The sequence below is a fragment of the Halomonas sp. RT37 genome, from assembly GCF_040070525.1.
In the GTDB taxonomy this organism is placed as follows: domain Bacteria; phylum Pseudomonadota; class Gammaproteobacteria; order Pseudomonadales; family Halomonadaceae; genus Halomonas; species Halomonas litopenaei.
Genome location: NZ_CP098827.1, coordinates 3411786 through 3436902 on the forward strand (window position 1 = coordinate 3411786; position 25117 = coordinate 3436902).

General features: G+C 63.8%; 20 protein-coding genes. 8 read left to right on the forward strand and 12 right to left on the reverse strand.

The features are described 5' to 3' along the window. Nucleotides 1-20: 20 nt before the first annotated feature. Together prpB and NFG58_RS14880 are read right to left on the reverse strand one after the other, a co-directional pair. On the reverse strand, nucleotides 21-914 hold the full coding sequence (gene prpB / locus NFG58_RS14875; RefSeq protein WP_045993771.1) for a methylisocitrate lyase: 894 nt from the start codon (nucleotides 912-914) through the stop codon (nucleotides 21-23). A 28-nt stretch (nucleotides 915-942) separates the two neighbouring features. Next, a complete protein-coding gene (locus tag NFG58_RS14880) occupies nucleotides 943-1680 on the reverse strand; it encodes a GntR family transcriptional regulator (RefSeq protein WP_348826854.1) in 738 nt (245 codons plus the stop codon). Nucleotides 1681-1901: 221 nt separating this feature from the next. Here NFG58_RS14880 and pabB point away from each other — a divergent pair, with 221 nt between their 5' ends. Together pabB and NFG58_RS14890 are read left to right on the forward strand one after the other, a co-directional pair. Next, nucleotides 1902-3272 carry an aminodeoxychorismate synthase component I gene (pabB, locus tag NFG58_RS14885; RefSeq protein ID WP_348826855.1) on the forward strand — a complete coding sequence of 457 codons (1371 nt, stop codon included), beginning with the start codon at nucleotides 1902-1904 and terminating at the stop codon, nucleotides 3270-3272. A gap of 200 nt (nucleotides 3273-3472) precedes the next feature. Further along, nucleotides 3473-4213 carry a phosphoadenylyl-sulfate reductase gene (locus NFG58_RS14890; RefSeq protein ID WP_348826856.1) on the forward strand — a complete coding sequence of 247 codons (741 nt, stop codon included), beginning with the start codon at nucleotides 3473-3475 and terminating at the stop codon, nucleotides 4211-4213. Nucleotides 4214-4350: 137 nt separating this feature from the next. Here the strand turns inward: NFG58_RS14890 and cysB are convergent, their stop codons facing one another. Further along, the gene (gene cysB, locus NFG58_RS14895) at nucleotides 4351-5322 is read right to left on the reverse strand and encodes an HTH-type transcriptional regulator CysB (RefSeq protein ID WP_045993775.1); all 972 of its coding nucleotides are present in this window, start codon (nucleotides 5320-5322) and stop codon (nucleotides 4351-4353) included. Between the two features lie 334 nt (nucleotides 5323-5656). Here cysB and trxA point away from each other — a divergent pair, with 334 nt between their 5' ends. Then, nucleotides 5657-5980, forward strand: coding sequence for a thioredoxin (gene trxA, locus NFG58_RS14900; protein WP_045993776.1), 324 nt, complete (start codon nucleotides 5657-5659; stop codon nucleotides 5978-5980). Nucleotides 5981-6187: 207 nt separating this feature from the next. On the opposite strand, the gene NFG58_RS14905 is transcribed toward trxA, so the two are convergent. Continuing rightward, the gene (locus tag NFG58_RS14905; protein ID WP_213231200.1) at nucleotides 6188-6628 is read right to left on the reverse strand and encodes a YtoQ family protein; all 441 of its coding nucleotides are present in this window, start codon (nucleotides 6626-6628) and stop codon (nucleotides 6188-6190) included. 328 nt (nucleotides 6629-6956) lie between these two features. Here NFG58_RS14905 and NFG58_RS14910 point away from each other — a divergent pair, with 328 nt between their 5' ends. Further along, the gene (locus NFG58_RS14910) at nucleotides 6957-7625 is read left to right on the forward strand and encodes a gamma-glutamylcyclotransferase (RefSeq protein WP_213231223.1); all 669 of its coding nucleotides are present in this window, start codon (nucleotides 6957-6959) and stop codon (nucleotides 7623-7625) included. 125 nt (nucleotides 7626-7750) lie between these two features. Beyond that, entirely contained in the window at nucleotides 7751-9010 is a 1260-nt protein-coding gene (locus tag NFG58_RS14915) for a threonine ammonia-lyase (protein ID WP_124803013.1), read from the forward strand. 54 nt (nucleotides 9011-9064) lie between these two features. Here the strand turns inward: NFG58_RS14915 and NFG58_RS14920 are convergent, their stop codons facing one another. From NFG58_RS14920 to NFG58_RS14945, 6 genes are all read right to left on the reverse strand, one after another. Next, nucleotides 9065-11401, reverse strand: a complete 2337-nt coding sequence (locus tag NFG58_RS14920; protein ID WP_348826857.1) for an ATP-binding protein — start codon at nucleotides 11399-11401, stop codon at nucleotides 9065-9067. A 6-nt stretch (nucleotides 11402-11407) separates the two neighbouring features. Next, nucleotides 11408-11902: a molybdopterin-dependent oxidoreductase gene (locus NFG58_RS14925; protein WP_108133826.1), complete on the reverse strand. Its 495-nt coding sequence runs from the start codon at nucleotides 11900-11902 to the stop codon at nucleotides 11408-11410. A gap of 103 nt (nucleotides 11903-12005) precedes the next feature. Next, complete coding sequence (locus NFG58_RS14930) at nucleotides 12006-14270, reverse strand: ATP-binding protein (RefSeq protein WP_213231196.1); 2265 nt, start codon at nucleotides 14268-14270, stop codon at nucleotides 12006-12008. 24 nt (nucleotides 14271-14294) lie between these two features. After that, complete coding sequence (locus NFG58_RS14935) at nucleotides 14295-14735, reverse strand: oxidoreductase (protein ID WP_348826858.1); 441 nt, start codon at nucleotides 14733-14735, stop codon at nucleotides 14295-14297. A 716-nt stretch (nucleotides 14736-15451) separates the two neighbouring features. After that, entirely contained in the window at nucleotides 15452-16447 is a 996-nt protein-coding gene (gene folE2, locus NFG58_RS14940; protein ID WP_083970516.1) for a GTP cyclohydrolase FolE2, read from the reverse strand. A 177-nt stretch (nucleotides 16448-16624) separates the two neighbouring features. Further along, the gene (locus NFG58_RS14945; protein ID WP_348826859.1) at nucleotides 16625-17566 is read right to left on the reverse strand and encodes a LysR family transcriptional regulator; all 942 of its coding nucleotides are present in this window, start codon (nucleotides 17564-17566) and stop codon (nucleotides 16625-16627) included. Between the two features lie 306 nt (nucleotides 17567-17872). Between NFG58_RS14945 and trpB the strand changes: the two genes are divergently transcribed. The 3 genes from trpB to sstT all read left to right on the forward strand — a co-directional run bounded on the left by trpB (nucleotide 17873) and on the right by sstT (nucleotide 21623). Further along, nucleotides 17873-19120, forward strand: coding sequence for a tryptophan synthase subunit beta (gene trpB, locus NFG58_RS14950; protein WP_108133831.1), 1248 nt, complete (start codon nucleotides 17873-17875; stop codon nucleotides 19118-19120). A 25-nt stretch (nucleotides 19121-19145) separates the two neighbouring features. Then, nucleotides 19146-19973: a tryptophan synthase subunit alpha gene (trpA, locus tag NFG58_RS14955; protein WP_045993785.1), complete on the forward strand. Its 828-nt coding sequence runs from the start codon at nucleotides 19146-19148 to the stop codon at nucleotides 19971-19973. Nucleotides 19974-20402: 429 nt separating this feature from the next. Next, nucleotides 20403-21623: a serine/threonine transporter SstT gene (gene sstT, locus NFG58_RS14960; RefSeq protein WP_045993786.1), complete on the forward strand. Its 1221-nt coding sequence runs from the start codon at nucleotides 20403-20405 to the stop codon at nucleotides 21621-21623. A gap of 126 nt (nucleotides 21624-21749) precedes the next feature. On the opposite strand, the gene pflA is transcribed toward sstT, so the two are convergent. Then, a complete protein-coding gene (gene pflA / locus NFG58_RS14965) occupies nucleotides 21750-22493 on the reverse strand; it encodes a pyruvate formate lyase 1-activating protein (protein ID WP_348826860.1) in 744 nt (247 codons plus the stop codon). 88 nt (nucleotides 22494-22581) lie between these two features. Further along, nucleotides 22582-24858 (reverse strand): formate C-acetyltransferase, encoded by a 2277-nt coding sequence (gene pflB / locus NFG58_RS14970; protein ID WP_348826861.1) that lies wholly within the window; start codon nucleotides 24856-24858, stop codon nucleotides 22582-22584. Between the last annotated feature and the right edge of the window lie 259 nt (nucleotides 24859-25117).

Below are 25117 nucleotides of genomic sequence, written 5' to 3' on the forward strand. Positions count from 1 at the left end.
GCTGGACGCCCGAGGGTCTCTCAGTCCTTGCCCTCGTCGAACAGCGCGTCGAGCTTGCGCTCGAAGTCGTGGTAGCCCAGCACGTCGTAGAGTTCGTCGCGGGTCTGCATGGTGTCGACCACGTCGCGCTGGTGTCCGTTGTCGTGAATGCTCTGGTAGACCTTGAGCGCGGCAGCGTTCATGGCGCGGAACGCCGACAGCGGGTAGAGCACCATACTGCACCCCACCTCGGCCAGTTCCTGCTGACTGAACAGCGGGGTGGCACCGAATTCGGTGATGTTGGCCAGGATCGGGGCATCCACCCGCTCGCAGAAGGCGCGATAGTCGTCGAGGGTGTGCACCGCCTCGGCGAAGATCGCATCGGCACCGGCCTCGATGCAGGCGTTGGCACGGTCGATGGCCGCGTCGAGTCCTTCCTTCTGGAAGGCATCGGTACGGGCGATCAGGTAGAACTCCGGATCGATGCGCGCGTCGGCAGCAGCCTTGACCCGATCCACCATCTCCTGCTGGGACACGATGGCCTTGTTCGGGCGATGGCCACAGCGCTTCTGCGCCACCTGGTCTTCCAGGTGCACGGCAGCGACCCCGGCCCGCTGCATCTCCTTGACCGTACGCCCGATATTGAAAGCGCCCCCCCAGCCGGTATCGATGTCCACCAACAACGGAAGGTCACTGGCCCCGCAGATGCGATGGGCGTCTTCCACCACATCGTTCATGGTGGTCATGCCCAGGTCCGGCAACCCGAAGGAAGCATTGGCAACGCCACCGCCGGACAGATAGATCGCCTGATGCCCGACCCGCTCGGCCAGCATCGCGGTGTAGGCGTTGATGGTGCCGACGATGGGCAGCGGGCTATTGGCGTTGAGCGCCGCACGAAAGCGGGCACCAGGGGTCGAAGTGGACGAGGATGTCATGGGGGGCTCCAGTCAGGGGAAAGTAAGATCAGGTCACCAGGCCGTTGCCGGCGACCACCTGGGGTTCGTCGCGCCCCTCCAGCGAGGCGGCGTAGCGCGCCATCACGTTCTCGCGGGAAGCGCTGACGTGGCGACGCATCAGCAGCTCCGCCAGCTCGGCGTCACCCGCCTCGATGGCGTCGACGATACGGTGGTGCTCGACGAAGGCCTTCTGCGGACGTGCACCGCTGGCGCTGAACTGGGTGCGGTACATCCGGACCAGGTAATAGAGGTCGTCGCACAAGAGGGCCATCAGCATGCGATTGTGGCTGCCCACCACGATACGATAGTGGAAGTCCAGATCGCCCTCGCGCTGATAGTAGGCCTCACCGCTGGCCAGATCAGCCTGCTTCTCGTGCACTGCCAGCACTTCTCGGAGGCCGGCGATCTCGCTGGCGGTCATATGCTCGGCGGCGATCCTGGCGGCCATGCTTTCCAGCGCCTCGCGCACGTCGAACAGCTCCATCAGCTCCTTCATCGACAGCTTGACCACCCTGGCACCCACATGGGGTACCCGTTCGATCAGCCGGTGAGCCTCGAGTCGTCGCATGGCCTCGCGCAGCGGCCCACGAGAAATACCGTAGGCCTTGGACAGTCCCGGCTCGGTGATCTTGCTGCCCGGCGCCAGTTCTCCCCGGACGATGGCGTCCTGCAATTGATGAAAGACCCGCTCGGCGAGGGTTCTGACTTCGGGGGTGGCGCGGGTCTCGTATTCGGCGCTGGTCATGGGATCATTGTCGACAATGTTGGGATAACGGAAATGTAAGATACGCCAAGGCGCGGGTCAATGGCCTGATCAGGCTCATAACCTTAACCATTGGTTGTAGACAATGCCATCCATCTTCCTTGTCCTGTCGACAATGCAGCGTTGACTCGCGCCATCCTTCCACAACGACAAGCCCTGTCGTTGCCCGTAGAATATGCCGCCTGCAACGCCCGAGGCCCCGAATGAACGCCGAGCTCCAGACCACCTCCCTGCCCTACCACGCGACCCCCCTGCGCTATTTCGAGGCTCTGCGCTCGAGGCCCGGGGCGGTGCTGTTGGACAGCGGCCGGCCCCAGGCCCCCGGCGGACGATTCGATATCCTCTCGAGCGACCCCATCGAATGGCTGGAAGTCGATCAGCATGGTCTGCCCAGAGACTCGAGCGGCAGGGCCCTCGAGGGTTCCGCCTTCGACGCCCAGCAGCGCCTGCTCGAACGCCTGCCCCGTCCACGCCAGCCGCTTGATCTTCCCTTCGTCGGCGGGCTGATCGGCTACTGGAGCTACGACCTGGGCCGGCAACTGGCGGGAATCGAAGGGCCTTCACAGACCGCCACCGCCCTGCCTCAGGCCCGGCTCGGCCTGTATGACTGGGCGCTGATTCAGGACCACCAGGAGCGCCGCTGCCTTCTCGTCGCCTCCCCCGAACGGCGCCAGCAGGTACAGACCTGGCTGGCGACAGCGACACCTGCCGGCGACTTTTCGCTGAGCTCCGCCTTCACCTCCAACCTGAGCGAAGCGGGCTACCGCGATCGCTTTGCCAAGGTGCAGGACTATATCCGTGCCGGAGACTGCTACCAGATCAATCTGGCTCAACGGTATTCGGCGGATTACCGGGGAGACCTGTGGCAGGCCTATCTCCGCCTGCGTGACGCGACGCCGACCCCCTTCGCCGGCTTCATGGCGTGGCAGTGCGCAGGGCGCGAACAGGCGCTGCTGTCGCTGTCGCCCGAACGCTTCGTTGAAAGCCGCCAGGGCGAGGTGGAGACGCGTCCGATCAAGGGCACGCGGCCGCGGGGAGCCAATGAGCAGGAGGATGCAGCCCTGGCACAGGAGCTGTCCTCGAGCATCAAGGATCGTGCCGAGAACGTGATGATCGTGGACCTTCTGCGCAATGATCTGGGTCGCGTGTGTCAGCCCGGCACGGTGAAGGTCCCCCAACTGTGCGGACTGGAAAGCTACGCCAATGTTCACCATCTGGTGAGCGTGGTGAAGGGACGCCTACCCGCCGAGACGCCACCGCTCAAGCTGCTGGAAGCGGCCTTCCCCGGTGGCTCGATCACCGGCGCCCCCAAGATTCGCGCCATGCAGATCATCGACGAACTGGAGCCGGATCGACGCAGCGCCTACTGCGGTAGCCTCGGCTACGTCGATGTGCGTGGCCATATGGATACGTCCATCGCCATCCGTACCCTGGTCGCCGATGCCGGCCGACTGCACATCTGGGGCGGTGGTGGCCTGGTGGCGGATTCTCGGGAACAGGCCGAGTACACAGAAACCCAGGACAAGATTCGCCATCTAATGGCCGCCCTGGGCACTGCGACTGACTCGCGCTAGACAGGAACAGGCCGACCTACCATAAAGAAACCCAGGACAAGATTCGCCATCTGATGGCCGCCCTGGGCACACCTGCCAAATAGTAATAAGAAACCTTACCGCTAATCGATAAACGCTATATAAGAACCGAACCAATCGATATTGGGGCGATGGCGGCGGGTTTTGGTAGGGTATCGGCAAAACCCCCAGTGGAGGTCGCCGTGACGTCCTTTGACCCCAATACGTTCGTCCTGGCCAATGACCAGGCGACACCCAAGAATATCCTGAAAGCCGCCTACGAGGCCTTCGGCGAACTGACCGTGTCATTCTCCGGCGCCGAGGACGTGGTGCTCGTCGACCTGGCGCTCAAGGTCGCGCCCAAGGACAAGGTCAAGGTGTTCAGCCTGGACACCGGGCGTCTGCACGCCGAGACCTACGAGTTCTTCGAACGAGTCCGCAATCACTATGATATCGAGCTCGATATTCGCTTCCCCGATCAGCAGGCAGTGCAGGCGCTGACCAGCGAGAAGGGATTGTTCAGCTTCTATCAGGACGGCCACCACGAGTGCTGCGGCATTCGCAAGGTAGCGCCGCTGCGCCAGCGCCTGGCAGGCCTGCCGGTGTGGGTCACCGGCCAGCGTCGGGACCAGAGCCCGGGCACCCGTTCGAAGCTGCAGATCGCCGAGCGCGACACCGCCTTCGGCAGTGACGATCAACCCCTCTACAAGATCAACCCGCTGACCCACTGGACCAGCGAAGACGTGTGGAACTACATTCGTTCCTTCGATGTGCCCTACAACGCCCTGCACGAAAAGGGCTACGTCAGTATCGGCTGCGCCCCCTGCACCCGCCCCATTCTGCCCGGCCAGCACGAGCGCGAGGGTCGCTGGTGGTGGGAAGACCAGGGTGGCAAGGAATGCGGGCTACATGCCCTCAACCTGCCCCAGGCGGCCACCAGCTGACGTTGTGAGGTATCTGGCTGCACAGCCTCACAAGATCGCAAAGGCCCCGGACTCGCTTGAGTCCGGGGCCTTTCGGTTCATGACGACGCCGTTCATGGCGACGTCAGTGAAGCTCGCCTGACGCCACCTCGCCGCGGTCAGCGCACCGGCAGGCTGATCTTCTCGAACAGCGCGTGTTCATGGCGCGGTCCCGCTGCCAGGGCAGCGTCGACCAGATCACGGTCCAGATGGTCGGCAAACTGCTGCAGGAAGTCATACATGTAGCCGCGCATGAAGGTGCCGCGGCGGATACCGATCTTGGTCGTGGAGCTCTCGAACAGATGGCTGGCGTCCAGCGCTACCAGATCCTCATCGAGCACCTCGTCCACCGCCATGTGCGCCACGATGCCGACCCCCAGCCCCAGACGCACATAGGTCTTGATCACATCGGCGTCGGCGGCGGTCAACACCACATTGGGAGAGAGTCCACGGGCACGGAAGGCGTCGTCGAGCTGCGAGCGTCCGGTGAAACCGAACACGTAGGTCACCAGCGGGTGCTTGGCCAGTTCGTCGAGTCCCAGACGCTCGACCTCGGCCAGGGGGTGATCCCGCGGCACCAGGATGCAGCGGTTCCAGCGATAACACGGCAGCAACACCAGGTCGTTGAACAGTTCCAGCGACTCGGTGGCGATGGCGAAGTCGGCCTGTCCCTCGCTGACCATCTGGGCGATCTGCTTGGGCGTCCCCTGCTGCATATGCAGAGCGACATCCGGGTAGCGCTGGGTAAAGTTCTGGATCACCGGCGGCAGGCAGTAGCGCGCCTGGGTATGGGTGGTGGCGATGGACAGGCTCCCCCGCCGCTCGTCGCTGTGTTCCTGGGCCACATCCTTGATGTTGGCGGTCAGCCTGAGCACCTGGCCTGCCAGCTCGATGATCGCCTCCCCTGCGGGTGTCACGCGAGTCAGGTGCTTGCCGCTGCGCGCGAAGATCTCTACGCCAAGCTCGTCTTCCAGCAGACGAATCTGCTTGGATATGCCTGGCTGAGAGGTAAAAAGACTCTGAGCGGTAGCCGACACATTCAGGTTGTGGCGGGAAACCTCCCAGATATAGCGCAGCTGCTGTAATTTCATGGCCGGGGCTTACCTCGTCCGAAGTCGACGGATTGGCACGGTGGTCGCGGAAGCGGACTAGACTGGAGCCATCGCGTTGGCGGCGTGACAGCGTCCTTGCCCGGGTTCAAGCACTGGACCTCGGGCATGACAACATGCCAAAGCGCCATAAAAAACCACCTTTGTGATTACTTTATAGCATAATGAGATGAGATGCAGCGATTCGTAAGCTGACTAAGAAACTATCGACCCAATATTTGCCAGCGTATGGGCCGACCGCTACCATCGTCCCACCGGACATGGCAGACATGTCCCACATTCCGCTCGATGAAGCGCAACGTAGATGGAGAAACACATGGCTAACAATGTCGATGTCACCAATGCCAACTTCGAGCAGGAAGTTCTGCAGGCCGACTCCCCGGTATTGCTGAAGTTCTGGGCTCCCTGGTGTGGCCCCTGCAAGGTCATGGCACCGGTGGTCGATGAAGTCGCCGAGGAGCGTGACGGCGCCCTCAAGGTCGTCAGCATCAACGTCGATGATGCCCCGGAAATCGCCGCCGAGCAGGGCGTACGTGGCGTCCCCACCGTGATGCTGTTCAAGTCAGGTGCCAAGGTGGCATCCCTGGTAGGTGCCCAGTCGAAGTCCCAGCTGACCCAGTTCATCGACCAGAACGCCTGATACAGCGCTGTCGACCTCTGCCGTCACCAGACGGGACGTCCAGCCAGGGGCCAAGGCCCCTGAAACATGGCCCGGGATCCTCCTTCAGGATCCCGGGCCATGTCGTTACTGCCCCGAGCGTTATCGCTGAAGCCAAGGGCTTGGGCAATGGCAGTGCCCACCCTCGCCAGTGGATGCCATCGTGCGAGGCTCGAGGCAGCGCCGACATCAGTCCCGCAGCACGTAGCGCAGGATCTCTACCACCTGGTCGGTGGTCGTGGCCCAGGCCTGGGCGTCGGCATCGACCTCCTTGAGCGGATGTACGATGTCCTCGCCGTGCAGCGTCACATAGGGCTTGCCGAGAGCCGAGCAGTAGCCGGCGTCGAAGGCCGCGTTCCACTGCTTGTACTTGTCACCGAAGCGCACCACCACCAGATCGCTCTGCTCGATCAGGGTCCGGGTCCGGATGGCGTTGACCCTGGAAGACTGGTGATCCCGCCAGAAGCCACTTTCCGGCACGCCCAGCATGTCTCCGGCGGCGTCGCTGGCATCATGGTTGGTCACCGCCTGGGTGAACACCACGTCGAGCCCGGCGTCTCTGGCTCCCTGCTTGATCTCTTCACGCCAGTCGGTATGGATCTCACCGGACAGATAGACGGTAAAACTCATGGCCTCATTTCCTTTTTCTCGGTCTTGCATGAATCATTGTCGGAGTGCCAGGACGCCGCCACCGGCCGTCACCCGAAAGAGGGACCAGGACATTCGGACTTCATCCTGGCCTTCGGAGCTGATAATTTGCCTATTGGCGGTCTAAGGAACCTGGCCCTCGTGGCTTCTTGCGTGGCGCTCACCATCATACCCGCGCCTCCTGTACTGACAAACCGGTTGCCCGGCGCAGTGACGGCGTGGCGGTATCGACTCGAGCACCACCAGTCCGTCTGACTTCATTCGACAAGGATCTTCGATGCACCCGCAGGACTCCCCTTCCAACCGGCCAATGCCTGTCAGCGCGGACACCCGGGAAGCCAATCGACGCCAGGACCATTTCGGCTCTCGCGAGGCGATCTGGCTGTTCGGCTACGGCTCGCTGATCTGGAAGGCGGACTTCGCCTATCGCGCACGTCGTCCAGCGCTGATCGAAGGCTACGCCCGCCGGTTCTGGCAGGGCTCCCACGATCATCGCGGCACTCCTGAGGCTCCTGGTCGCGTCGCGACGCTGATCCACCAGCCGGGCTCGCGGTGTCTGGGCATGGCCTACCTGATCGGGCCGGAGGTGTTGGCCCCCCTGGACCTGCGTGAAAAGAACGGCTATCTGCGTGAGCGTGTCACGCTGCATTTTCTGGACAACGATCTCGCCGACAACGATCAGCCTGATGTCGATGACCCACTCGACGATGACGGCCTGACCACCGCCAGGACCGCCGAGGGGCTGGTCTACATCGCCGGTGATGCCAACCCGGCCTATCTCGGTGATGCCTCCGATGACAGCATTGCCGAGCAGATCGCCCACGCCCATGGCCCCAGCGGCCCCAACAGCGACTACCTGCTGCACCTGGCAGACGCCCTGCATGCCATGGGAGGCGAAGACGACCACGTCTTCGGCCTGGCGACCGCCCTGCGCCGTCGAATGCGCCAGGCGGCGACTCACCCGGCTACCACCGACTGAGCGCCGCCCTTCCCCTCGGCAATGCCGGCCACGCCTGGCTCTCGGATCGAGCCGGCGACCCCGCCGGCGACACCTTGTGCCGGACGACCTCCGGCCATCTGTCTGTTACCCGCTGGAGATCCCGGATGAGTGTGACCCTTGAAGACATTCGACGTGCCGCCGATGCGACCGTCGGCCATATCGCCCGTACTCCCTTTCTGCATTCCGCCACGCTGTCGCGGCTGGCCGGCTGCGAGTTGTACATCAAGTTCGAGAACCACCAGTTCACCGCCGCCTTCAAGGAACGCGGCGCCCTCAACCACCTGCTGTCCCTGTCCGAAGACGAGCGCCAGCGGGGGGTCATCGCCATGTCGGCCGGCAACCACGCTCAGGCGGTGGCCTACCACGCCTCAAGGCTCGGCATCCGGGCGGTCATCGTGATGCCGCGCCACACTCCCAACCTCAAGGTCAGCAATACCCGGGCCCTTGGCGCCGAAGTGCACCTGGTCGGTGATGGGGTGGACGAGGCCGGAGACTACGCGGCTCGCCTGGCCGAGGAGCACGGCTATGTATTCGTCCACCCCTACGACGACGAGCGCGTGATTGCCGGCCAGGGCACCATCGCGCTGGAGATGCTCGAAGACGTGGCGGATCTGGATGCGCTGGTCATCCCCATCGGCGGCGGCGGCCTGATCGGCGGCAACGCCGTGGCCGCCAAGGGACTCAATCCCGACATCGAGATCATCGGCGTGCAGACCGCCCGCTTTCCCGCCATGCAGCAGGCGCTGGCGGGTGAAAAGATCCACTGCAGCCTCGCTACCATTGCCGAGGGGATCGCGGTCAAGCAGCCCGGCAAGATCACGCGAGAACTGGTGCGCGAGCACGTCAGTGACATCCTGCTGGTCGACGAGGCCACCATCGAGCGGGCGATCCTGATGTTCCTGGAGATCGAGAAGACGGTCGCGGAAGGCGCCGGTGCGGCGGGACTCGCTGCCGTATTGAGCCAGCCGGAGCGCTTCCGCGGTCGCAAGGTGGGGCTGGTCCTGTGCGGCGGCAATATCGACATGCAGGCGTTGTCGTCGGTGATCCAGCGCGGCCTGGTGCGCTCTGGTCGCATCGTGCGCGTTCGCGTGGGCATCTCCGACGTACCCGGCTCGCTGTCAGAGTTGACCCAACTGCTCGCCGAGCAGCGTGCCAACGTCATCAGCATCACCCACCAGCGTACCTTCACCGACCTGTCGCTGCGCGCCACCGAGGTCGAAGCCACCCTGGAGACGCTGGGCAGCGAACATACCCGAGAGGTCATCGAGGCCCTGCGCCATGAGGGCTACGATCCGGTGATGCCGGCCAATGAGGTGCATCCGGACGAACGTTGGGCCAGCGGCGTGGCTCCCGGCGACGTCTAGGCCCCGCCAGCGGCGGGACGTCACCTCATCGAAGGGTCCCGCCCAGGGCCGCTTTCAGGTCTGCAACAGCCCCGCCGATCGCAGAGCCTGGCCGGTCGCCGGGCCCAGCCGGGCGAGTATCTCGAGCTGTGTCTCGAGTTCCGCCTGCTGGCCGTCGTTTGCCATGCGCTCCACTCGGGCGGCCTGCGCCTCCAGGGCCTGGCAGCCCAGCGAAGCAGAGACGCCCTTGACGTCATGAGCAATCTGACCGAGTGCCTGGTGGTCGCCGACCGACAGCGCCTCTCGCATCTGCTCGAGCCGCTCCGGGAAACGCTGCAGATAGTTGGCCACCATGCGACTCAGGCCCTGGGGCGACATCACCTGACGCAGCTCCTCTACCGTGTCTCCGGCGAGCAGCGTCTCGTCGATCCGGGGCCGATCCTCGAGCATCGGGGCAACGACGGCGGGTGCCGCTTCGACAGTGCCGCCTAAGGTCTCGCTATCCAGGCCGCGGTCCGGACCACTCGCCCTGCCATCGCAACCCCTGCCATCGCCCCCCCTGCCGGCATTGTCGCCACCTGATGGGCTCGCGTCAGCGGAGCTCGGTGCCGCGTGCACCCGGCTGTAACGGCGCAGCGCAGCAGACAGCTCCTTGCGCGAGAACGGCTTGCCGATGACGTCGTCCATTCCCGCATCGAGACAGGCGCGATGATGCTCGGGCATGACGTTGGCGGTCACCGCGATGACCGGCAAACGCTGGACCCGCTGGCCCTGTTCGCGCAGAGCCTCTTCGTGCTGGCGCCAGCGACGCGTGGTCTCTAGCCCGTCCATCACCGGCATCTGCATGTCCATCAAGACCAGATCAAAACGTCGTTGGCCCAGGGCCTCCAGCGCCTGCTCGCCATTGCCCACCAGTTCGCAGGTCTGTCCCAGTCTGGTCAGCATGGCGGCCACCAGCTCACGATTGAGGGCATTGTCCTCGACCACCAGCACGTGCTGGCTTTCCAGCGGCTCCTGCTGCCCGGTGCTGGCAGCACCCTCTTCCACCCCCGCCACCACCGGCAAGGGAAGATCGAACCAGAATCGGCTGCCGGACTCCGGCTGGCTTTCCACCTTGAGCTCTCCGCCCATGGCCGCGACCAACTGAGAGCAGATCGCCAACCCCAGGCCGGCACCCTCATGGCGACGTGACAGGGCGGTATCGGTCTGGGCAAAGGGCTCGAAGATGCGCTGCTGGTCCTGCTGGGCGATACCGCAGCCGGTATCGTAGACCATGAAGGTCAGCCGGCCGTCCCCATTGTCGGAGACCCGGAGCATCACAAAGCCACTTTCGGTGAACTTGAAGGCGTTGTTGAGCAGATTCATCAGCACCTGGCGCAGCCGATGCACGTCGCCATCGACCCAGGTGGGCAAGGCGGGAGCGGCACGCATCAGGAACTGCACCCCGCTGCGGCTCTGGGTCTGATAACCGGTCGCGAGTTGCTCCAGCATTCTCGACAGGTGGAAGGGTTGACGTTCGACCGCCAGGTGCCCTGCCTCGATACGGGTGTAGTCGAGCACGTCATTGATCACCGAACGCAGCCCAGCGGCGCTGTCACGCAGCCCTTCTATCTGGCGGCGTCCCTGATCACTCAAGGGTTCGTCGTGCAGCAGCTCGGCCATGCCCAGCACGCCGTTGAGTGGCGTACGGATTTCATGGCTCATGATGGCCATGAAGTCGGACTTCGCGCGATTGGCCACTTCCATGCGCTGATAGGCCTCGCGCAGGGTTTCGGACTGGGATTCGAGCAAATGGGTCTTGTGACGATGCTGACGCGCCTCCTTCACCAGCGCACGAATCAGCACGCCACCGGCGATCAGCGACAGCAGGATCGAGATCAGCACCGCGATGTACAATCGCCCGAGCACGCCCATGTCCGCGCTGCGCTCTTCCGCGGCGATTCGACCATGATGCAGCATCAATTGCCGACTCAGTTCCTGCGCTTCGCCGAGACGCTCTATCAGTTCGCGTCGCAGTGCAGCGTCATAGGCAACGTCTCCATCGGCCACCGCAATGAAGCGTCGATCCAGCCGTTGCATGCCACGATCCAGCTCGTCGATCAGCTCACGACCGGTCGCGTAGCGATCCAGGAAGTTGCTCGTCTGGCCCTCCAGCAGCACCATGAAGCGCCCGTACAGCAGTTCGAAATCCAAAAGGGTCTCGTCCAGCCGGCTATCGCCGCGCTCCCAGATGGCCAGCCGCAGATCGCGCAGCGAGCGATCGTACTGATACAGGGTCCAGGTGACGGTGTCGACGTCTCGGTGGTAGATCGCCTTGTTGCGGTCATAGATCAGCCCTCCTGTCACCATCACGGCGACAATGAAGACGACGGCGGCGATCGCAGGAATCCTGATGCGCAGACGATGGGCCATGAGAACTCAGTTGACGTCGATGCGGGCGACCTGCCAGACAGATCGACTGAAGTAGATATTGGTCTTGAGTTCCGGCTGGTCGTCGAAAGGATAGACCACGAACAAGGGGCCCTTGTCGCGGATTCTCATGCGCTCTCCATCGCGGCGCATGGCGAGGATCACACCATGTTCGTGGGCGTCGCTCACCGGCATCAGCGTCTCGTAGTCCTTGATGGCGGCCACCCTGAGCTCGTCGCCCTCGGCCTCCACCGCCGCCAGTACATCGCTGAGCAGCGGCCCCTCGAAGCGAGACTGACCATCGATCCAGGGATTGCCGGTCACCACGACATGCTGGGGCAGCGCCTCGAGCATGGCGCGGTCGAAGTGGGCTTCATCACTCACATTGGTCACGGAGATGCGCCCACCCACCTCGAGGATCACCCTGCCACCGGGGGCGTCCAGCGCAAGAGCCTGTCCGACCATTCCCCATAGCATCACCAACGCGATGGTTCGCCATCCCATGACGCCTCTCCCATTGAAAATCGGCATTCTCGACGAATTTTTGCCGTACCAGCGACATGCTACTGCCAGTTCAACGGCCAGGGAAGGCATTCACGCTCAGGATTCAGCGAAAGCTGTCGAGCACTCCGGTGGTTCGCCAGGCAAGACCGGTGCGGGTGCCGATGTCCTCCAGTTCCTTGATCAGAGGCACCAGCGGCTCGTGACGGCCCATCTCACCGTGCTCGATGATCGCCTCCACCACCGCGACCACTGCCGTGCACCCCAGGGTGGTTGACGCATGATGAAGCTCCCTGGCCTCACCGACCAGCATGTCGAAGTCCCTTTCTTCGTGGGCCGTGTAGAGCCTCGCGATGCGAGCAGGAAAGCGGGCCAGGTAGCCGCGTACCATGCGCTCCAGAGCATCCGCCGAGACCATCGAGCGCAGCTCTTGAAGCGTCGTTCGCGACAGCAGGTCGGCACTGGCGACTCTTTCTTCCGTCGCCGTCTGGGTGGGCGCGGAGGCCCCTTCGTGGGCGGATGTACTCGGAGGCGTCCAGAAGTTTTCGTCGGGGTCGAGGGAGGGATAGACCCGAGAGGGAAAGCGACCAAGCACCTGGCCTAGATCCTGACGCGTGAAAGGCTTGCCAATCAGGTCATCCATCCCCGCCTCGCGGCTGGCCCGGCGATGTTCCGGCAGAACGTTGGCCGTCACCGCGATGATCGGCAGCCGAGCGTCGTCGTCGCCATCACCACGGTGGATCGCCGCTTCCCGCTCGCGCCAGCGCCGGGTCGTCTCCAGACCATCCATGACCGGCATCTGCAGATCCATCAGCACCAGATCGAAGTCACGCTGTGACAGCGCCTGCAGCGCTTGCTCGCCGTTGGACACGACTTCGCAGGACTGGCCCAGGCGGGCCAGCATACTGGCCACCAGCTCCCTGTTGAGAAGGTTGTCGTCCACCACCAACACATGGTGCGGCGCCAGCGGCGCCGGGGCAGACGCCACCTCGACCTTCTCCTCTTTCTGATCGCTGGCCGGCAAGGGAAGTTCGAACCAGAATCTGGAACCGCTGCCCAGCTGGCTGTCCACCTTGAGGTCGCCCCCCATGGCGCGCACCAGGCTACGTGCGATGGGCAGGCCAAGACCGGCACCGTCATGACGCCTGGCCATCACCGGATCGGATTGTTCGAAGGGCTCAAAGATTCGCTCGACATCCAGCTGAGATATCCCGCACCCGGTGTCGTAGACGACGAAGGCAATGCGCTGATCCTGGGCACAGGAAACCCTCAACATCACGAACCCCTGGCGGGTGAACTTGAAGGCGTTGTTCAACAGGTTCTGCAGTACCTGGCGCAGCCGATGCTGATCTCCTTCCACGCAAGCGGGCAGGTCCGGGGCCAGGCGCATCAGAAACTGCACATCGCCCAGGCGTTGCGAACGATAGCCCAGGGTGGTCTGGTCGAGCATATGGCGCAGCGCAAACAGTTCGCGCTCGACCTCGATCCGGCCGGTCTCCAGCCGCGTATAGTCGAGCACATCGTTGATCACCGAGCGCAGTCCCGTCGCGCTGGCCTCCAGGCCTTCGATATGACGCTTGCCCTGATCGCTCAGGGATTCGTCGCGCAGCAGATCGGTCATGCCCATGACGCCACTGAGCGGTGTGCGCATCTCATGACTCATGATCGCCATGAAATCGGACTTGGCGCGACTGGCGTTCTCGGCACGCTCCACCGCTTCCTTCAGTGCTCGCGACTGGGCCTGCAGCAACTCCGCCTTGAGGGTGTGGGCACGCCCCTCACGCATCAGCGCCAGCACCAGCACGGTACCGGTCACCATGATAAGCACGATGCAGGCCAGTACGACACCATACAGACGCAGCATCGACTGGGTATCTTGGGTGCGCAACTCGGCCACACTGGCCTTGTGTTGCAACAGCATGTCGCGACTGACGTTCTGCAACTGCCCCAGGGTCTGCTTGAGTGCATCCCTGTCGTCGTCGAGCAGGCGCCCCCCCTGCTCCAGAGGCTCGACTCGCCCCCCCAGATCGTCGATCAATTGCTCCGCGCGCCGATACAGTTCCTGGGAGGCACTGGTCTGACGCAGAAAGTCCCGAGTCTGCCCCTGACGCAACAAGTCGCTTCGTCCGTGCAGAATCTCGTAGTCGAGGACCAGGCTATCGATATCATCCGCGCTGACCTCGGCGGCCTGAATGCGCATTTCGCGCACCATGCGATCGAACTGGTAGAGGTTCCAGGTGACGGTATCGAGGATGCGATGCTGCAATTCCTGCTGCCGATCGAAGGTAAGGCCTCCCGCCACCAGTGCCGCCACAAAAAACAGCACCGTTGCGGTGGCCGCCACCCTCGAGCGATACGGCAGTTTCAGCATAATCTGACCTCGGCCACCGGCGGCTCAGTGGACATCGATGGACTCCACCTGCCAGACGGACCGCGTCAGGTAGACAGCGTTGTAGATTTCAGGGTGCTGATCAAAGGGATAAATCACAAACAGGGGCCCTTGATTGCGCACTTCCAGGCGCTCGCCATCGCGCCACATCGCCAGCACAAGGTTGAAGGTCGAGGCATCCTGCACCGGAACCGACGCCACAAAATCGTTCAATGCGGAAACACGCAGCTCGGTACCGCGCGCCTGGACCGCATCGAGTAGCCCCTCGAGCAGAGGCCCCTGATAGACAGAGGCACCGTCAAACCAGGGGAGATGGGTCGTGATCGTGCCCTGGGGTAGCGCCTCGAGCATGTCGCGGTCGAACCAGGCCAGATCACCGACATTGGTGACCCCGATGTCACCGGACACCTTCAACAAAGGCGTGCCCGAGGGCGGTTCGAGCGCCATCGACAGGGGCGACGCCAGTGTCAGCCCCAGGACCATGAGTCGCCAGCAATATCTCACATCTCCCCCTATGGCCTCCTGCTTGGGCGTGGAAGCAATCTTCGCTTATATGCTGAATCAGCTACCGATGATGTGAAAAGAGTAAAGCAAAAGACACAAACCGTCACGTTTAGAAACCTGAAGCGCCTCTCTACTACCCTTCCATGGTGAAAGACGACCCTCGGGAGACACCAGTCGACACGGACGCGTCTACCCACCAGGCAACAATGGCGTGCTGTTCTCGCAACGTCATGGATGTTTCATGGCCTTGTCATGACCACGCCCTGAACGGTGTGCTCCGTCCTATAAAACCACGTCTCAAACCCCTGTTTCGACCTGCCCTCCCACCAAGTGGTCTCCTACGCGTGCCGAAGCACATATCCTTGCTGGCTTGCCAGCCGGCGATACCAGGATAAGACCGCTTCGGGCCCTTGCGCACGCTACCAGATCACAGCACGCATCCTCACTAGCCTGCCGGCCGGCACTACAAGGACAAGTGCACTTCAGGTACTTGCGCACGCTACCAGATCACAGCACGCATCCTCGCGAACTTGCCAGCCGGCCATACAAGGGCAAGTGCGCTTCAGGTACTTGCCCACGCTACCAGATCACAGCACGCATCCTCGCTAGCCTGCCGGCCGGCCATACAAGGGCAAGGCCGCTTCAGGTACTTGCCCACGCTACCAGCGCCAACTGCTGCGGGCCACGGCGTCGTGGGCGTGCAGGCTCTCGGCATGGATCACCTTCTGTTCGAAGCCATCGATCCCCGGGATGGTCATCAGGCAACCATGCACACGACGTGCGGCGTCCTCGCAGAACATCAGGTTCTGCCCGTTGGCCAATGCAAAGGCCTGTTCGTCGGGACGCTTGACCGCAGTCTGCAGCGCCGTGCCCAGGCTCTGCTCCACCCTGTCGATGACTTCGACCATGGGGACGTCCTCGACCTCGAGGCCCAGCCTGAGCGCCATGATCACCTGGCTGCGCTGGCTATGAGGCGTCGCCACGATCCCCGACTCCTGCCCCAGCCAGCGGTGCACCTCATCACGGGCCGGATGAGGCTCTGCGGCAAAGTCACGGTTGAACTGTTGCTGGATCAATTGACGCGCCAGCGCCGCGGAACAGGGGCAAGTGGAGGAATAGCCCACCTCCAGACGCAGGACTACCGACCGCTGGCCACCTCGTTGCTCGACTTCAAGGTGAAAGGGATAGGCCTTCCAACCAGCCAGGTCACTGACCAACGCCGGACGCTTCAACAGCAAACGTCCCTCGAGAGACAGACTGGCAGACCGGGAGAGACCCTCGTGACTGTCGAGAAAGCGCGCCAGGCAGGCGTCCAGTCGAGGCAACGTCAGCGCTTCTTCGGTCAGGTCGTCAAGCGCCAGGTACAACCTCGACATATGAATCCCGCGGGCCTCCGGGGCGTCAAGACTGACCCCTGCGTTCACCCTGGCTTCGATCCGCTGTCCCGCCAGCTCGACGGGCAGCGCGATGCCCTCCATGCCGACCCAGTCCAGGGCGACGCCCTGGCTCACCTGCTGCACGGCCACATCCGACAGCCTTTGTGGATCGTCGATGGGCTCCCTCCCCCGGGCGTCTGTGTCGCTGACCGTGTCGTTGACCGTATCGCTGACTGTGTCGTTGACGGCCTGGCTGGCCTCGATCTGTGCGTCATTCATCCTTTCACCGCCGGTTCAGTCTGATAAAAAACTACGTTATAACATAACATTAACAACGACTGCATTCGGACATCCTGCTCTACCATCAGCACGCAGCAGCGCGACCGAGCACCCGTTCACAGCGCGGCGAGCCGCGCCATTGCCGGCTCGCACCTCGTATCAGCCCAGCACCTCGTATCAGCCCAGCGCCGGCGCTTCGGCCAGCTCTGCCGCCAACCAGTCGGCCAGATCATTTGCCAGCGGATGGCGCGCCCCCCTAGGCCCGGCAGCCAGTTCCAGCACCAGGCAGGCGTCGGTGGCGACAAAGCCCCAAGGCGCCACCAGGCGCCCTGCGCGCACGTCCTCTTCCACCAGGTAGTCCGGCGCAATGCCGACCCCAAGCCCCACCAGGGTCGCCTCCAGCAGGTAGTTGAGGTGCTCGAAGCCCTGGCCCATCGTCAGCCGCTCCGGCGCGATCCCCTGGCGGCGACTCCAGTCGCCCCAGGCGGAGGGACGTGAACGGGTATGCAACAGCGCTTGGCCGAGCAGTACCCGCGGGTCGGGCGGGCTTGCTGTAGCCCCGCCGGGCCGATGCAGCTCAAGCTCACGACTGAGCACGGGACCGATGCGCTCCTGCCCGAGGATACGGGTGACCTCGCCCGGCGGCTCCCCTTCCGGCAAGCGCTGAAAGCGCAGCACACCATCGACCCCGGATAGCGTCGCGACACCTTCCTCACCGGCGGTCAGATGCAACTCCAACTGCGGCAGAGCCTGCTTCAAGCGGGCCAGTCGAGGAATGAACCAGCGCGCCAGGAAGGAGCCTGGGCAGCTCAGCACGAAGGGCGACTGGACGCTGGTGCGAGCGACCTCGGCGCAGACCCGTGCCAGGGCGCCAAGATGGAATCCGGCGGCGTCGGCCAGCTCACGGCCGGCATCGGTCAGTCTCAACCCCCGCCCTTCCTTCTCGACCAGGGCAACCCCCAACTGGTCCTCGAGCAGCTTGATCTGACGACTGACCGCACCATGGGTCAGGTGCAGCGAGGCCGCCGCCCGCGACACGCTACCGTGGCGCCCCAGCGCCTCGAAGGCCCTGAGCGCCCTGAGCGAGGGCAACGGGACGTCCTGGTTGTGCGATGTCATGGCGAGCGTCTCTCCCGGCTTGGCATGGGGTGTCTTGTCTTAGCTCGTCTGGGCCTGGTGTGCCCCGGCGCCCAGAGGTCAGCTGATGGTGCCACTGCGTGCCGTGCGTGCGGACTTCCGGGGCACGGCTCACGGCCTAGTTCGGGACCACAGTGAAGGGCCAAGTGGTCTTGCAGCTCCTCAACTGGTGAGATTTTCTCACACATCCTGGCTGTTATTTCGATTTTTTCCGGCCGCATGCAGCGCTATGCTGCTGTCCATGCCATTCGGGGCGCAGATCGCGCCTGGTCAGCCTTGGAGCCCGTCATGAACCAGCAACGCCCAACTCCCAGCCTCCGTCACGGACCCGACCCTCGTGGTTTCTTCGGTGACTTCGGCGGTCGTTTCGTGGCCGAGACCCTGATGCCGCTGATTCTGGATCTCGAGCAGGAATACGACGCCGCACGCCAGGACCCGACCTTCGCTGACGAGCTGGCCTCGCTGTCGGCCGACTACGTCGGTCGCCAGAGCCCGCTGTACTTCGCCGAGCGCCTGACCGAGCATCTGGGCGGCGCGCGCATCTATCTCAAGCGCGAAGACCTGATGCACACCGGCGCCCACAAGATCAACAACGCCCTCGGCCAGATCCTGCTCGCCCGTCGCATGGGCAAGCGTCGCATCATCGCCGAGACCGGCGCGGGCATGCACGGTGTGGCCACCGCCACCGTCGCCGCGCGTTTCGGCATGGACTGCGTCATCTACATGGGCAGCACCGATATCCATCGCCAGCAGCCCAACGTACAGCGCATGCAACTGCTGGGCGCCAAGGTGATTCCGGTCACCGCCGGCGACGGTACTCTGAAGGACGCCATGAACGAGGCGCTGAGAGACTGGGTCACCAACGTCGACTCCACCTTCTATATCATCGGCACCGTGGCCGGCCCCCACCCCTACCCAGCGCTGGTGCGCGACTTCCAGTCGGTGATCGGGCGAGAGGTGCGCGACCAGATCACCGCCAAGGAAGGACGCCTGCCGGACTCGCTGGTCGCCTGTATCGGCGGCGGCTCCAACGCCATGGGCCTGTTTCACCCCTTCCTCGACGACCCTGAAGTGGCGCTGGTCGGCGTCGAGGCGGCCGGCGAAGGCCTCGACACCCCACGCCATGCGGCCAGCCTCAAGGGTGGACGTTCCGGCGTGCTGCACGGCAACCGTACCTTTCTGCTGCAGGACGACGAAGGCCAGATCAGCGACGCCCACTCCATCTCCGCCGGCCTCGACTACCCCGGCATCGGACCCGAACACGCCTGGCTGCATGCCATCGAGCGCGCCGAGTACGTGGCAGCCACCGATCGTGAGGCGCTGGACGCCTTCACCCTGCTGTGTCGCAAGGAAGGCATCATCCCGGCGCTGGAGTCTTCCCACGCCCTGGCCGAGGTGATCAAGCGCGCCCCGCGACTGCCGGCGGATCATCTGATGGTGGTCAACCTGAGCGGCCGCGGCGACAAGGACATGGCCACCGCCACCGAATGTCTTGCCGATGAACTGGGCCTGGGAAAGCCCGACCAGCAGGACTGACACCCCGGATTCCAGGAGAGAGACCATGACCACGACCACGACCGCCGAGGGGCGCCTCGCACGTCGCTTCGCCGAGACTCGCCAGCAGGGACGCGCCGCCCTGGTGACCTACATCGCAGCCGGTGATCCCGACTATGACACCAGCCTCGCGACCCTCAAGGGCCTGGGCGAGGCCGGCGCCGATGTGATCGAACTCGGCATGCCGTTCACCGACCCCATGGCCGACGGCACCGCCATCCAGCATGCGACCCGCCGGGCGCTGGATGCCGGCCAGACCATGGACAAGACCCTCGAGATGGTCCGCCAACTGCGTCGGACCGATCAACAGACTCCGGTCGTGCTGATGGGCTACTACAACCCCATCTACGCCCGTGGCGTGACACGCTTTCTCGATCAGGCCAAGGCTGCCGGCGTCGACGGTCTCATCGTGGTCGACCTGCCGCCGGAACACGACGACGAGCTGTGCCTGCCTGCCAATCAAGCCGGGCTCAACTTCATTCGTCTGGCGACCCCCACCACTGATGCCCGCCGTCTGCCGGGGGTGCTCACCAATACCTCGGGCTTTCTCTACTACGTCTCGAGCAACGGGGTCACCGGTGGTGCTGCGCCAAGCGCCGAACGCGTGCAACAGGAGGTAGCCCGCATCCGCGAGCACAGCGATATTCCCATCGCCGTCGGTTTCGGTATTCGCACCGCCGCCCAGGCCAGAGAGATCGGCGCCTTCGCCGACGGCGTGGTGGTAGGCTCGGCGCTGATCGATGCCCAGGCCAGCGGCGACACTCCCGCCGAAGGTACCCAAGCCGTGCTCGAATTGACGCGCGAGCTGGCCCAGGCGCTGACCGGCGCCCGCTAAGCCCTGGCAAAGAACCCCGGTCAGGAACTCCGGTAAAGAACCCCTTATCGCGTGATCCCGGTACAGAGGCCCTGTCGGCGTCTGCTCGACATAAAGACGCCTCGAGGAGACTCACGCCAGGCCTTGCGCCAAGCCACTCCCGGGAAGCGTCTCTTCCCCACGCAAGCCCCGCCGATCAGGCGGGGCTTGCTGCCATCGGGCCGAACATCTCCCCAACCCAGTCAATATTTTCAGCGGACACCAGGAATGCAGCCACACCATCTATGCAACTGCTGATCCATGCCAGATTCTTACTGCTGATATCATGCTTAAGTCGAACCGTTGGGTGTGGCCGACGGTGATAGAATCGCCCTCCTTCCGGCCACAAGCCGACGCCCATCCGTCCTGACGCGACGGTCGATGCACACTCCACGCTTCGAGACCAGAGCCATGTCCACCTCCTTGAGCGCCCCCTTCAAGGCGCTGAATCGTCTGGGGCTGATCCCTCAGATCGTGATCGGTATCCTCTGCGGTATCGCCGTCGCCACCCTGTCCCCCGAGCTCGCCGCCTCGGTATCGCTGCTCGGCCAGGTATTCATTTCGGCCTTGAAGGCGGTCGCCCCGGTGCTGGTCTTCGTGCTGGTGATGGCCGCCATCGCCGGCCATCAGCGCGGCCAGCCGACCCAGATACACAGCGTACTGGTGCTGTATCTGATCGGCACCCTGGTGGCGGCGCTGGTGGCGGTGGTGGCCAGTTTCGCCCTCCCCACCGAACTGACCCTGAATACCGCTCAGGCCAGCGGCAATCCGCCAGGCGGCGTGGTAGAGATCCTGCGCAACCTGCTGTTGAGCGCCGTGGCCAACCCGGTCAGCGCATTGATGAACGCCAACTTCATTGCCATCCTGGTGTGGGCCGTCAGCCTCGGCCTGGTGCTGCGCAGCGCCAGTGCCGCTACCAAGGGCATGATCGAGGACCTGTCCCAGGCGGTATCGACCCTGGTGCGCTGGGTCATTCGTCTGGCACCGCTGGGTATCTTCGGACTGGTCGCCGGCACCCTGGCCGAAGCCGGAATCGGTGCGCTGCTGGAGTACGCCCAACTGCTGTCGGTGATCGTCGGCTGCATGCTGTTCGTCGCCCTGGTGACCAATCCGCTGATCGTCTTCCTGGCCACTCGCCAGAACCCTTATCCGCTGGTCTTCAGCTGTCTGCGCGGTAGCGCCATCACCGCCTTCTTCACTCGCTCAAGCGCAGCCAACATCCCGGTCAACCTGGAGCTGTGCAAGCGTCTGAAGCTGGATGAGGACACCTACTCCATCTCGATCCCGCTCGGCGCCACCATCAACATGTCCGGTGCCGCCATCACCATCAGCGTCATGACGCTTGCCACCGCCCATACCCTGGGCATCAGCGTGGACTTCGTCACCGCCCTGCTGCTGTGCGTGGTCTCCGCCCTGGCCGCCTGCGGCGTCTCCGGCGTGGCCGGTGGCTCGCTGCTGCTGATTCCCATGGCCGCCAGCCTGTTCGGCATTTCCGCCGACGTGGCGATGCAGGTGGTCGCCATCGGCTTCGTCATCAGCGTGGTCCAGGACTCCACCGAGACCGCCCTCAACTCTTCCACCGATGTGCTGTTCACCGCCGCCGCCAGCCGCAGGGGCGAACTGAGCGACTGACGCCCAGAGGCGCTGCCGCGCTTGCTCATCTCCTGAAACAACAGCTCTTCTGAAACGACAGCGAGCCCCTCTCACCAAAGGGTGAAAGGGGCTCGCTGTGTTGTTCGAGCGGGCGACATCGCCACGTCAGCCAGCGATGACCTCCGGATGATACCGCGAGGCGATCGTCACCAGGCGCTGCATGGTCTCGCCACTCGGTGGCGCCACTCCTGCCAGCGGATAGTGCTCTCCCAGCTCCTGCCACTTGTACTCGCCAAGTGCGTGATAGGGCAGCAGCTCGACACGCTCGACGTTGTCCATCGTCTCGACGAACTCCCCCAGCAGGTGCATGGATGCCTCGCTGTCGGTAAAGCCAGGCACGATCACCTGACGAATCCAGGTGGGCTTGCCGATCGCCGCCAGATGACGGGCAAAGGCCAGGGGACGGCGTCGGGGGATACCGGTGAGCTCACGGTGCACGCCCTCGTCGAGATGCTTGAGATCCAGCAGCACCAGGTCGGTGGCGGCAAGCAATTCGTCGAGGACCTCATCGTAGTGGCAGACGTAGCCATTGGTGTCGAGGCAGGTGTGCATGCCCTCGGCCTTGGCCGCCTGAAACAGGTCGCGCACAAACGCCGGTTGCAGCAGCGCCTCGCCGCCGGTGCAGGTGATGCCGCCCCCCGACGCCCGCATGAACGGCAGATAGGTTCTGGCTTCGGTGAGTATCTCGTCCACCGTCACCTCACGTCCGCCCTGGCGATCCCAGCTGTCGCGGTTGTGGCAGTACTGACAGCGCATCACGCAGCCCTGCAGAAACACCAGAAAGCGAATGCCTGGGCCATCCACGGCACCACAGCTCTCCAGGTGATGGAGACGGCCAGTGATCATCATCGGGACTCCTCACGAAAAGGGGCTCCGGGAGAGACCCGGAGCCCGGAAAGGGACCGCTGTCGCGGCCCCGGGCGAGACGACTGTCGGCTCAGAGCGTTTCGGTGAAGGTGCGGGAGATCACGTCGCGCTGCTGTTCCGCGGTCAAGGAGTTGAAGCGCACCGCGTAGCCGGACACGCGAATGGTCAGCTGAGGATACTTGTCCGGATTGACCACGGCGTCCTCGAGCATCTCGCGGTTGAGCACGTTGACGTTCAAGTGCTGACCGCCCTCCTGACGTTCGCTGTGGTGGAAGTAACCGTCGAGCAGGCCAGACAGGTTGCTGCGCTGGGCGCCCTCGTCCTTGCCCAGCGCCCTCGGCACGATGGAGAAGGTATACGAGATCCCGTCCTTGGCGTGGGCGTAGGGCAGCTTGCCCACCGACGTCAACGAGGCCACAGCGCCCTTGGTGTCACGCCCGTGCATGGGGTTGGCACCCGGTGCGAAGGGCTCGCCGGCGCGACGACCGTCCGGCGTGGTGCCGGTCTTCTTGCCGTAGACCACGTTGGAGGTGATGGTCAGCACCGACTGGGTCGGCTCGGCGCCACGGTAGGTATTGAGCTTGCGGATCTTGTTCATGAAGGTCTCGACCAGCTCGCAGGCGATATCGTCGACGCGCGGATCATTGTTGCCGAAGCAGGGGTAGTCGCCCTCGATCTCGAAGTCCACCGCCACGCCGTCAGGATCACGCACCGGGCGCACCTTGGCGTACTTGATCGCCGACAGCGAGTCCGCCGCCACCGACAGCCCGGCGATGCCACAGGCCATGGTGCGCTTGACGTCGAGGTCGTGCAGCGCCATCAGCGCTGCCTCGTAGCTGTACTTGTCGTGCATGTAGTGGATGGCATTGAGGGCGGTCACGTACTGGCGTGCCAGCCAGTCCATCAGGCCATCCATGCGCGCCCACACCTCGTCGAAGTCGAGCACCTCGGTGGCGATCGGCTCACTCCTGGGGCCGACCTGGATCTTCAGCTTCTCGTCGACGCCGCCGTTGATCGTGTAAAGCAGCGTCTTGGCCAGGTTGGCCCGGGCACCGAAGAACTGCATCTGCTTGCCGATCACCATGGGAGACACGCAGCAGGCGATGGCGTAGTCGTCGGAGGCGAAGTCCACGCGCATCAGATCATCGTTCTCGTACTGGATCGACGAGGTATCGATGGACACCTTGGCGCAGTAACGCTTGAAGCCGTCGGGCAATTGCTCAGACCACAGCACCGTGAGGTTGGGCTCCGGGCTCGGACCCATGGTGTAGAGGCTATTGAGGAAACGGAAGCTGGTACGGGTGACCAGGGTGCGTCCGTCAAGCGCCATCCCGCCCAGGCATTCGGTGGCCCAGATCGGGTCGCCGGAGAACAGCTCGTCGTACTCAGGGGTGCGCAGGAAGCGCACCATGCGAAGCTTCATGATGAAGTGATCGACCAGCTCCTGGGCGCGGGCTTCGTCGATCACGCCTTGGCGCAGGTCACGCTCCAGGTAGATATCGAGGAAGCTGGAAGTACGTCCCAGTGACATGGCGGCGCCGTTTTGCGACTTCACTGCCGCCAGGTAGCCAAAGTAGGTCCACTGGATGGCCTCCTGGGCGGTGGCAGCCGGGACCGAGACGTCGAAGCCGTACTTGGCGGCCATTTCCTTGAGCTGGCCGAGTGCACGATGCTGCTCGGCGACTTCCTCGCGCAGCTGGATCACCGCCTCCAGGTCCTCGCCCTGTTCGAAGCGCTGCTGCAGCGAGGCAAACTGCGCCTGCTTGTCACGCATCAGGAAATCGACACCGTAAAGGGCGACCCGGCGGTAGTCACCGATGATGCGTCCACGACCGTAGGCGTCCGGCAGTCCAGTCAGCACCCCTGACTTGCGACACTTGAGGATGTCCGGGGTGTAGACATCGAACACCCCCTGATTGTGGGTCTTGCGAAATTCGGTGAAGACCTTCTTGACCTGAGGATCGAGTTCACGACCGTAGGCCTGGCATGAGCCCTCCACCATCTTGATGCCGCCGTTGGGCATGATCGCCCGCTTCAGCGGCGCGTCGGTCTGCAGTCCAACGATGGTCTCGAGACGCTGATCGATATAGCCGGCGTCATGAGCGGTGATGGTCGAGACCAGCGAGGTGTCGAAGTCCAGCGGTGCATGGGTGACGTTTTCCTGCTTGACGCCTTCCATCACAGTGTCCCATAGCTCGCGAGTGCTGGCCGCCGGCTCGCTGACCAGGAAACGCTCGTCACCCTCGTAGGGCGTCACATTGGCCAGCAAGAAGTCTCGTACGTCGACGTCCTTCTTCCACTCGCCCCCGGCAAACCCTTCCCACGCTTGCGCGAATTGCTCTTTCATCGACTTGCACCTCAACAGAGTAAATGACAACGCTAGTCCTGCATGCTGAGCGACGGCCATCCCTCGGAGATGGCAGCCGGCCCGCCTGTTCGGTGGCAGCAGCGGTCGCCGCATCGGAGGCGGCGGGTGTGCTGCACGCTTCTCGATCGGCGAAAAAACACCTGCCCTCGAGAGCACAATTCGACCTTAGCAGTAGTCCCGTCGCCCCTACTTGACCCGCATCATGGCGCCACGGGACGGCGATACAGCGCGAGCGAAG

Excerpts from the sequence above, each read along its gene's own strand:
- prpB (WP_045993771.1), bottom strand. The coding sequence starts at position 914 with ATGACATCCTCGTCCACTTCGACCCCTGGTGCCCGCTTTCGTGCGGCG.
- NFG58_RS14880 (WP_348826854.1), bottom strand. The coding sequence starts at position 1,680 with ATGACCAGCGCCGAATACGAGACCCGCGCCACCCCCGAAGTCAGAACC.
- pabB (WP_348826855.1), top strand. The coding sequence starts at position 1,902 with ATGAACGCCGAGCTCCAGACCACCTCCCTGCCCTACCACGCGACCCCC.
- cysB (WP_045993775.1), bottom strand. The coding sequence starts at position 5,322 with ATGAAATTACAGCAGCTGCGCTATATCTGGGAGGTTTCCCGCCACAAC.
- trxA (WP_045993776.1), top strand. The coding sequence starts at position 5,657 with ATGGCTAACAATGTCGATGTCACCAATGCCAACTTCGAGCAGGAAGTT.
- NFG58_RS14905 (WP_213231200.1), bottom strand. The coding sequence starts at position 6,628 with ATGAGTTTTACCGTCTATCTGTCCGGTGAGATCCATACCGACTGGCGT.
- NFG58_RS14910 (WP_213231223.1), top strand. The coding sequence starts at position 6,957 with ATGCCTGTCAGCGCGGACACCCGGGAAGCCAATCGACGCCAGGACCAT.
- NFG58_RS14915 (WP_124803013.1), top strand. The coding sequence starts at position 7,751 with ATGAGTGTGACCCTTGAAGACATTCGACGTGCCGCCGATGCGACCGTC.
- NFG58_RS14920 (WP_348826857.1), bottom strand. The coding sequence starts at position 11,401 with ATGGCCCATCGTCTGCGCATCAGGATTCCTGCGATCGCCGCCGTCGTC.
- NFG58_RS14925 (WP_108133826.1), bottom strand. The coding sequence starts at position 11,902 with ATGGGATGGCGAACCATCGCGTTGGTGATGCTATGGGGAATGGTCGGA.
- NFG58_RS14930 (WP_213231196.1), bottom strand. The coding sequence starts at position 14,270 with ATGCTGAAACTGCCGTATCGCTCGAGGGTGGCGGCCACCGCAACGGTG.
- NFG58_RS14935 (WP_348826858.1), bottom strand. The coding sequence starts at position 14,735 with ATGGCGCTCGAACCGCCCTCGGGCACGCCTTTGTTGAAGGTGTCCGGT.
- folE2 (WP_083970516.1), bottom strand. The coding sequence starts at position 16,447 with ATGAATGACGCACAGATCGAGGCCAGCCAGGCCGTCAACGACACAGTC.
- NFG58_RS14945 (WP_348826859.1), bottom strand. The coding sequence starts at position 17,566 with ATGACATCGCACAACCAGGACGTCCCGTTGCCCTCGCTCAGGGCGCTC.
- trpB (WP_108133831.1), top strand. The coding sequence starts at position 17,873 with ATGAACCAGCAACGCCCAACTCCCAGCCTCCGTCACGGACCCGACCCT.
- trpA (WP_045993785.1), top strand. The coding sequence starts at position 19,146 with ATGACCACGACCACGACCGCCGAGGGGCGCCTCGCACGTCGCTTCGCC.
- sstT (WP_045993786.1), top strand. The coding sequence starts at position 20,403 with ATGTCCACCTCCTTGAGCGCCCCCTTCAAGGCGCTGAATCGTCTGGGG.
- pflA (WP_348826860.1), bottom strand. The coding sequence starts at position 22,493 with ATGATGATCACTGGCCGTCTCCATCACCTGGAGAGCTGTGGTGCCGTG.
- pflB (WP_348826861.1), bottom strand. The coding sequence starts at position 24,858 with ATGAAAGAGCAATTCGCGCAAGCGTGGGAAGGGTTTGCCGGGGGCGAG.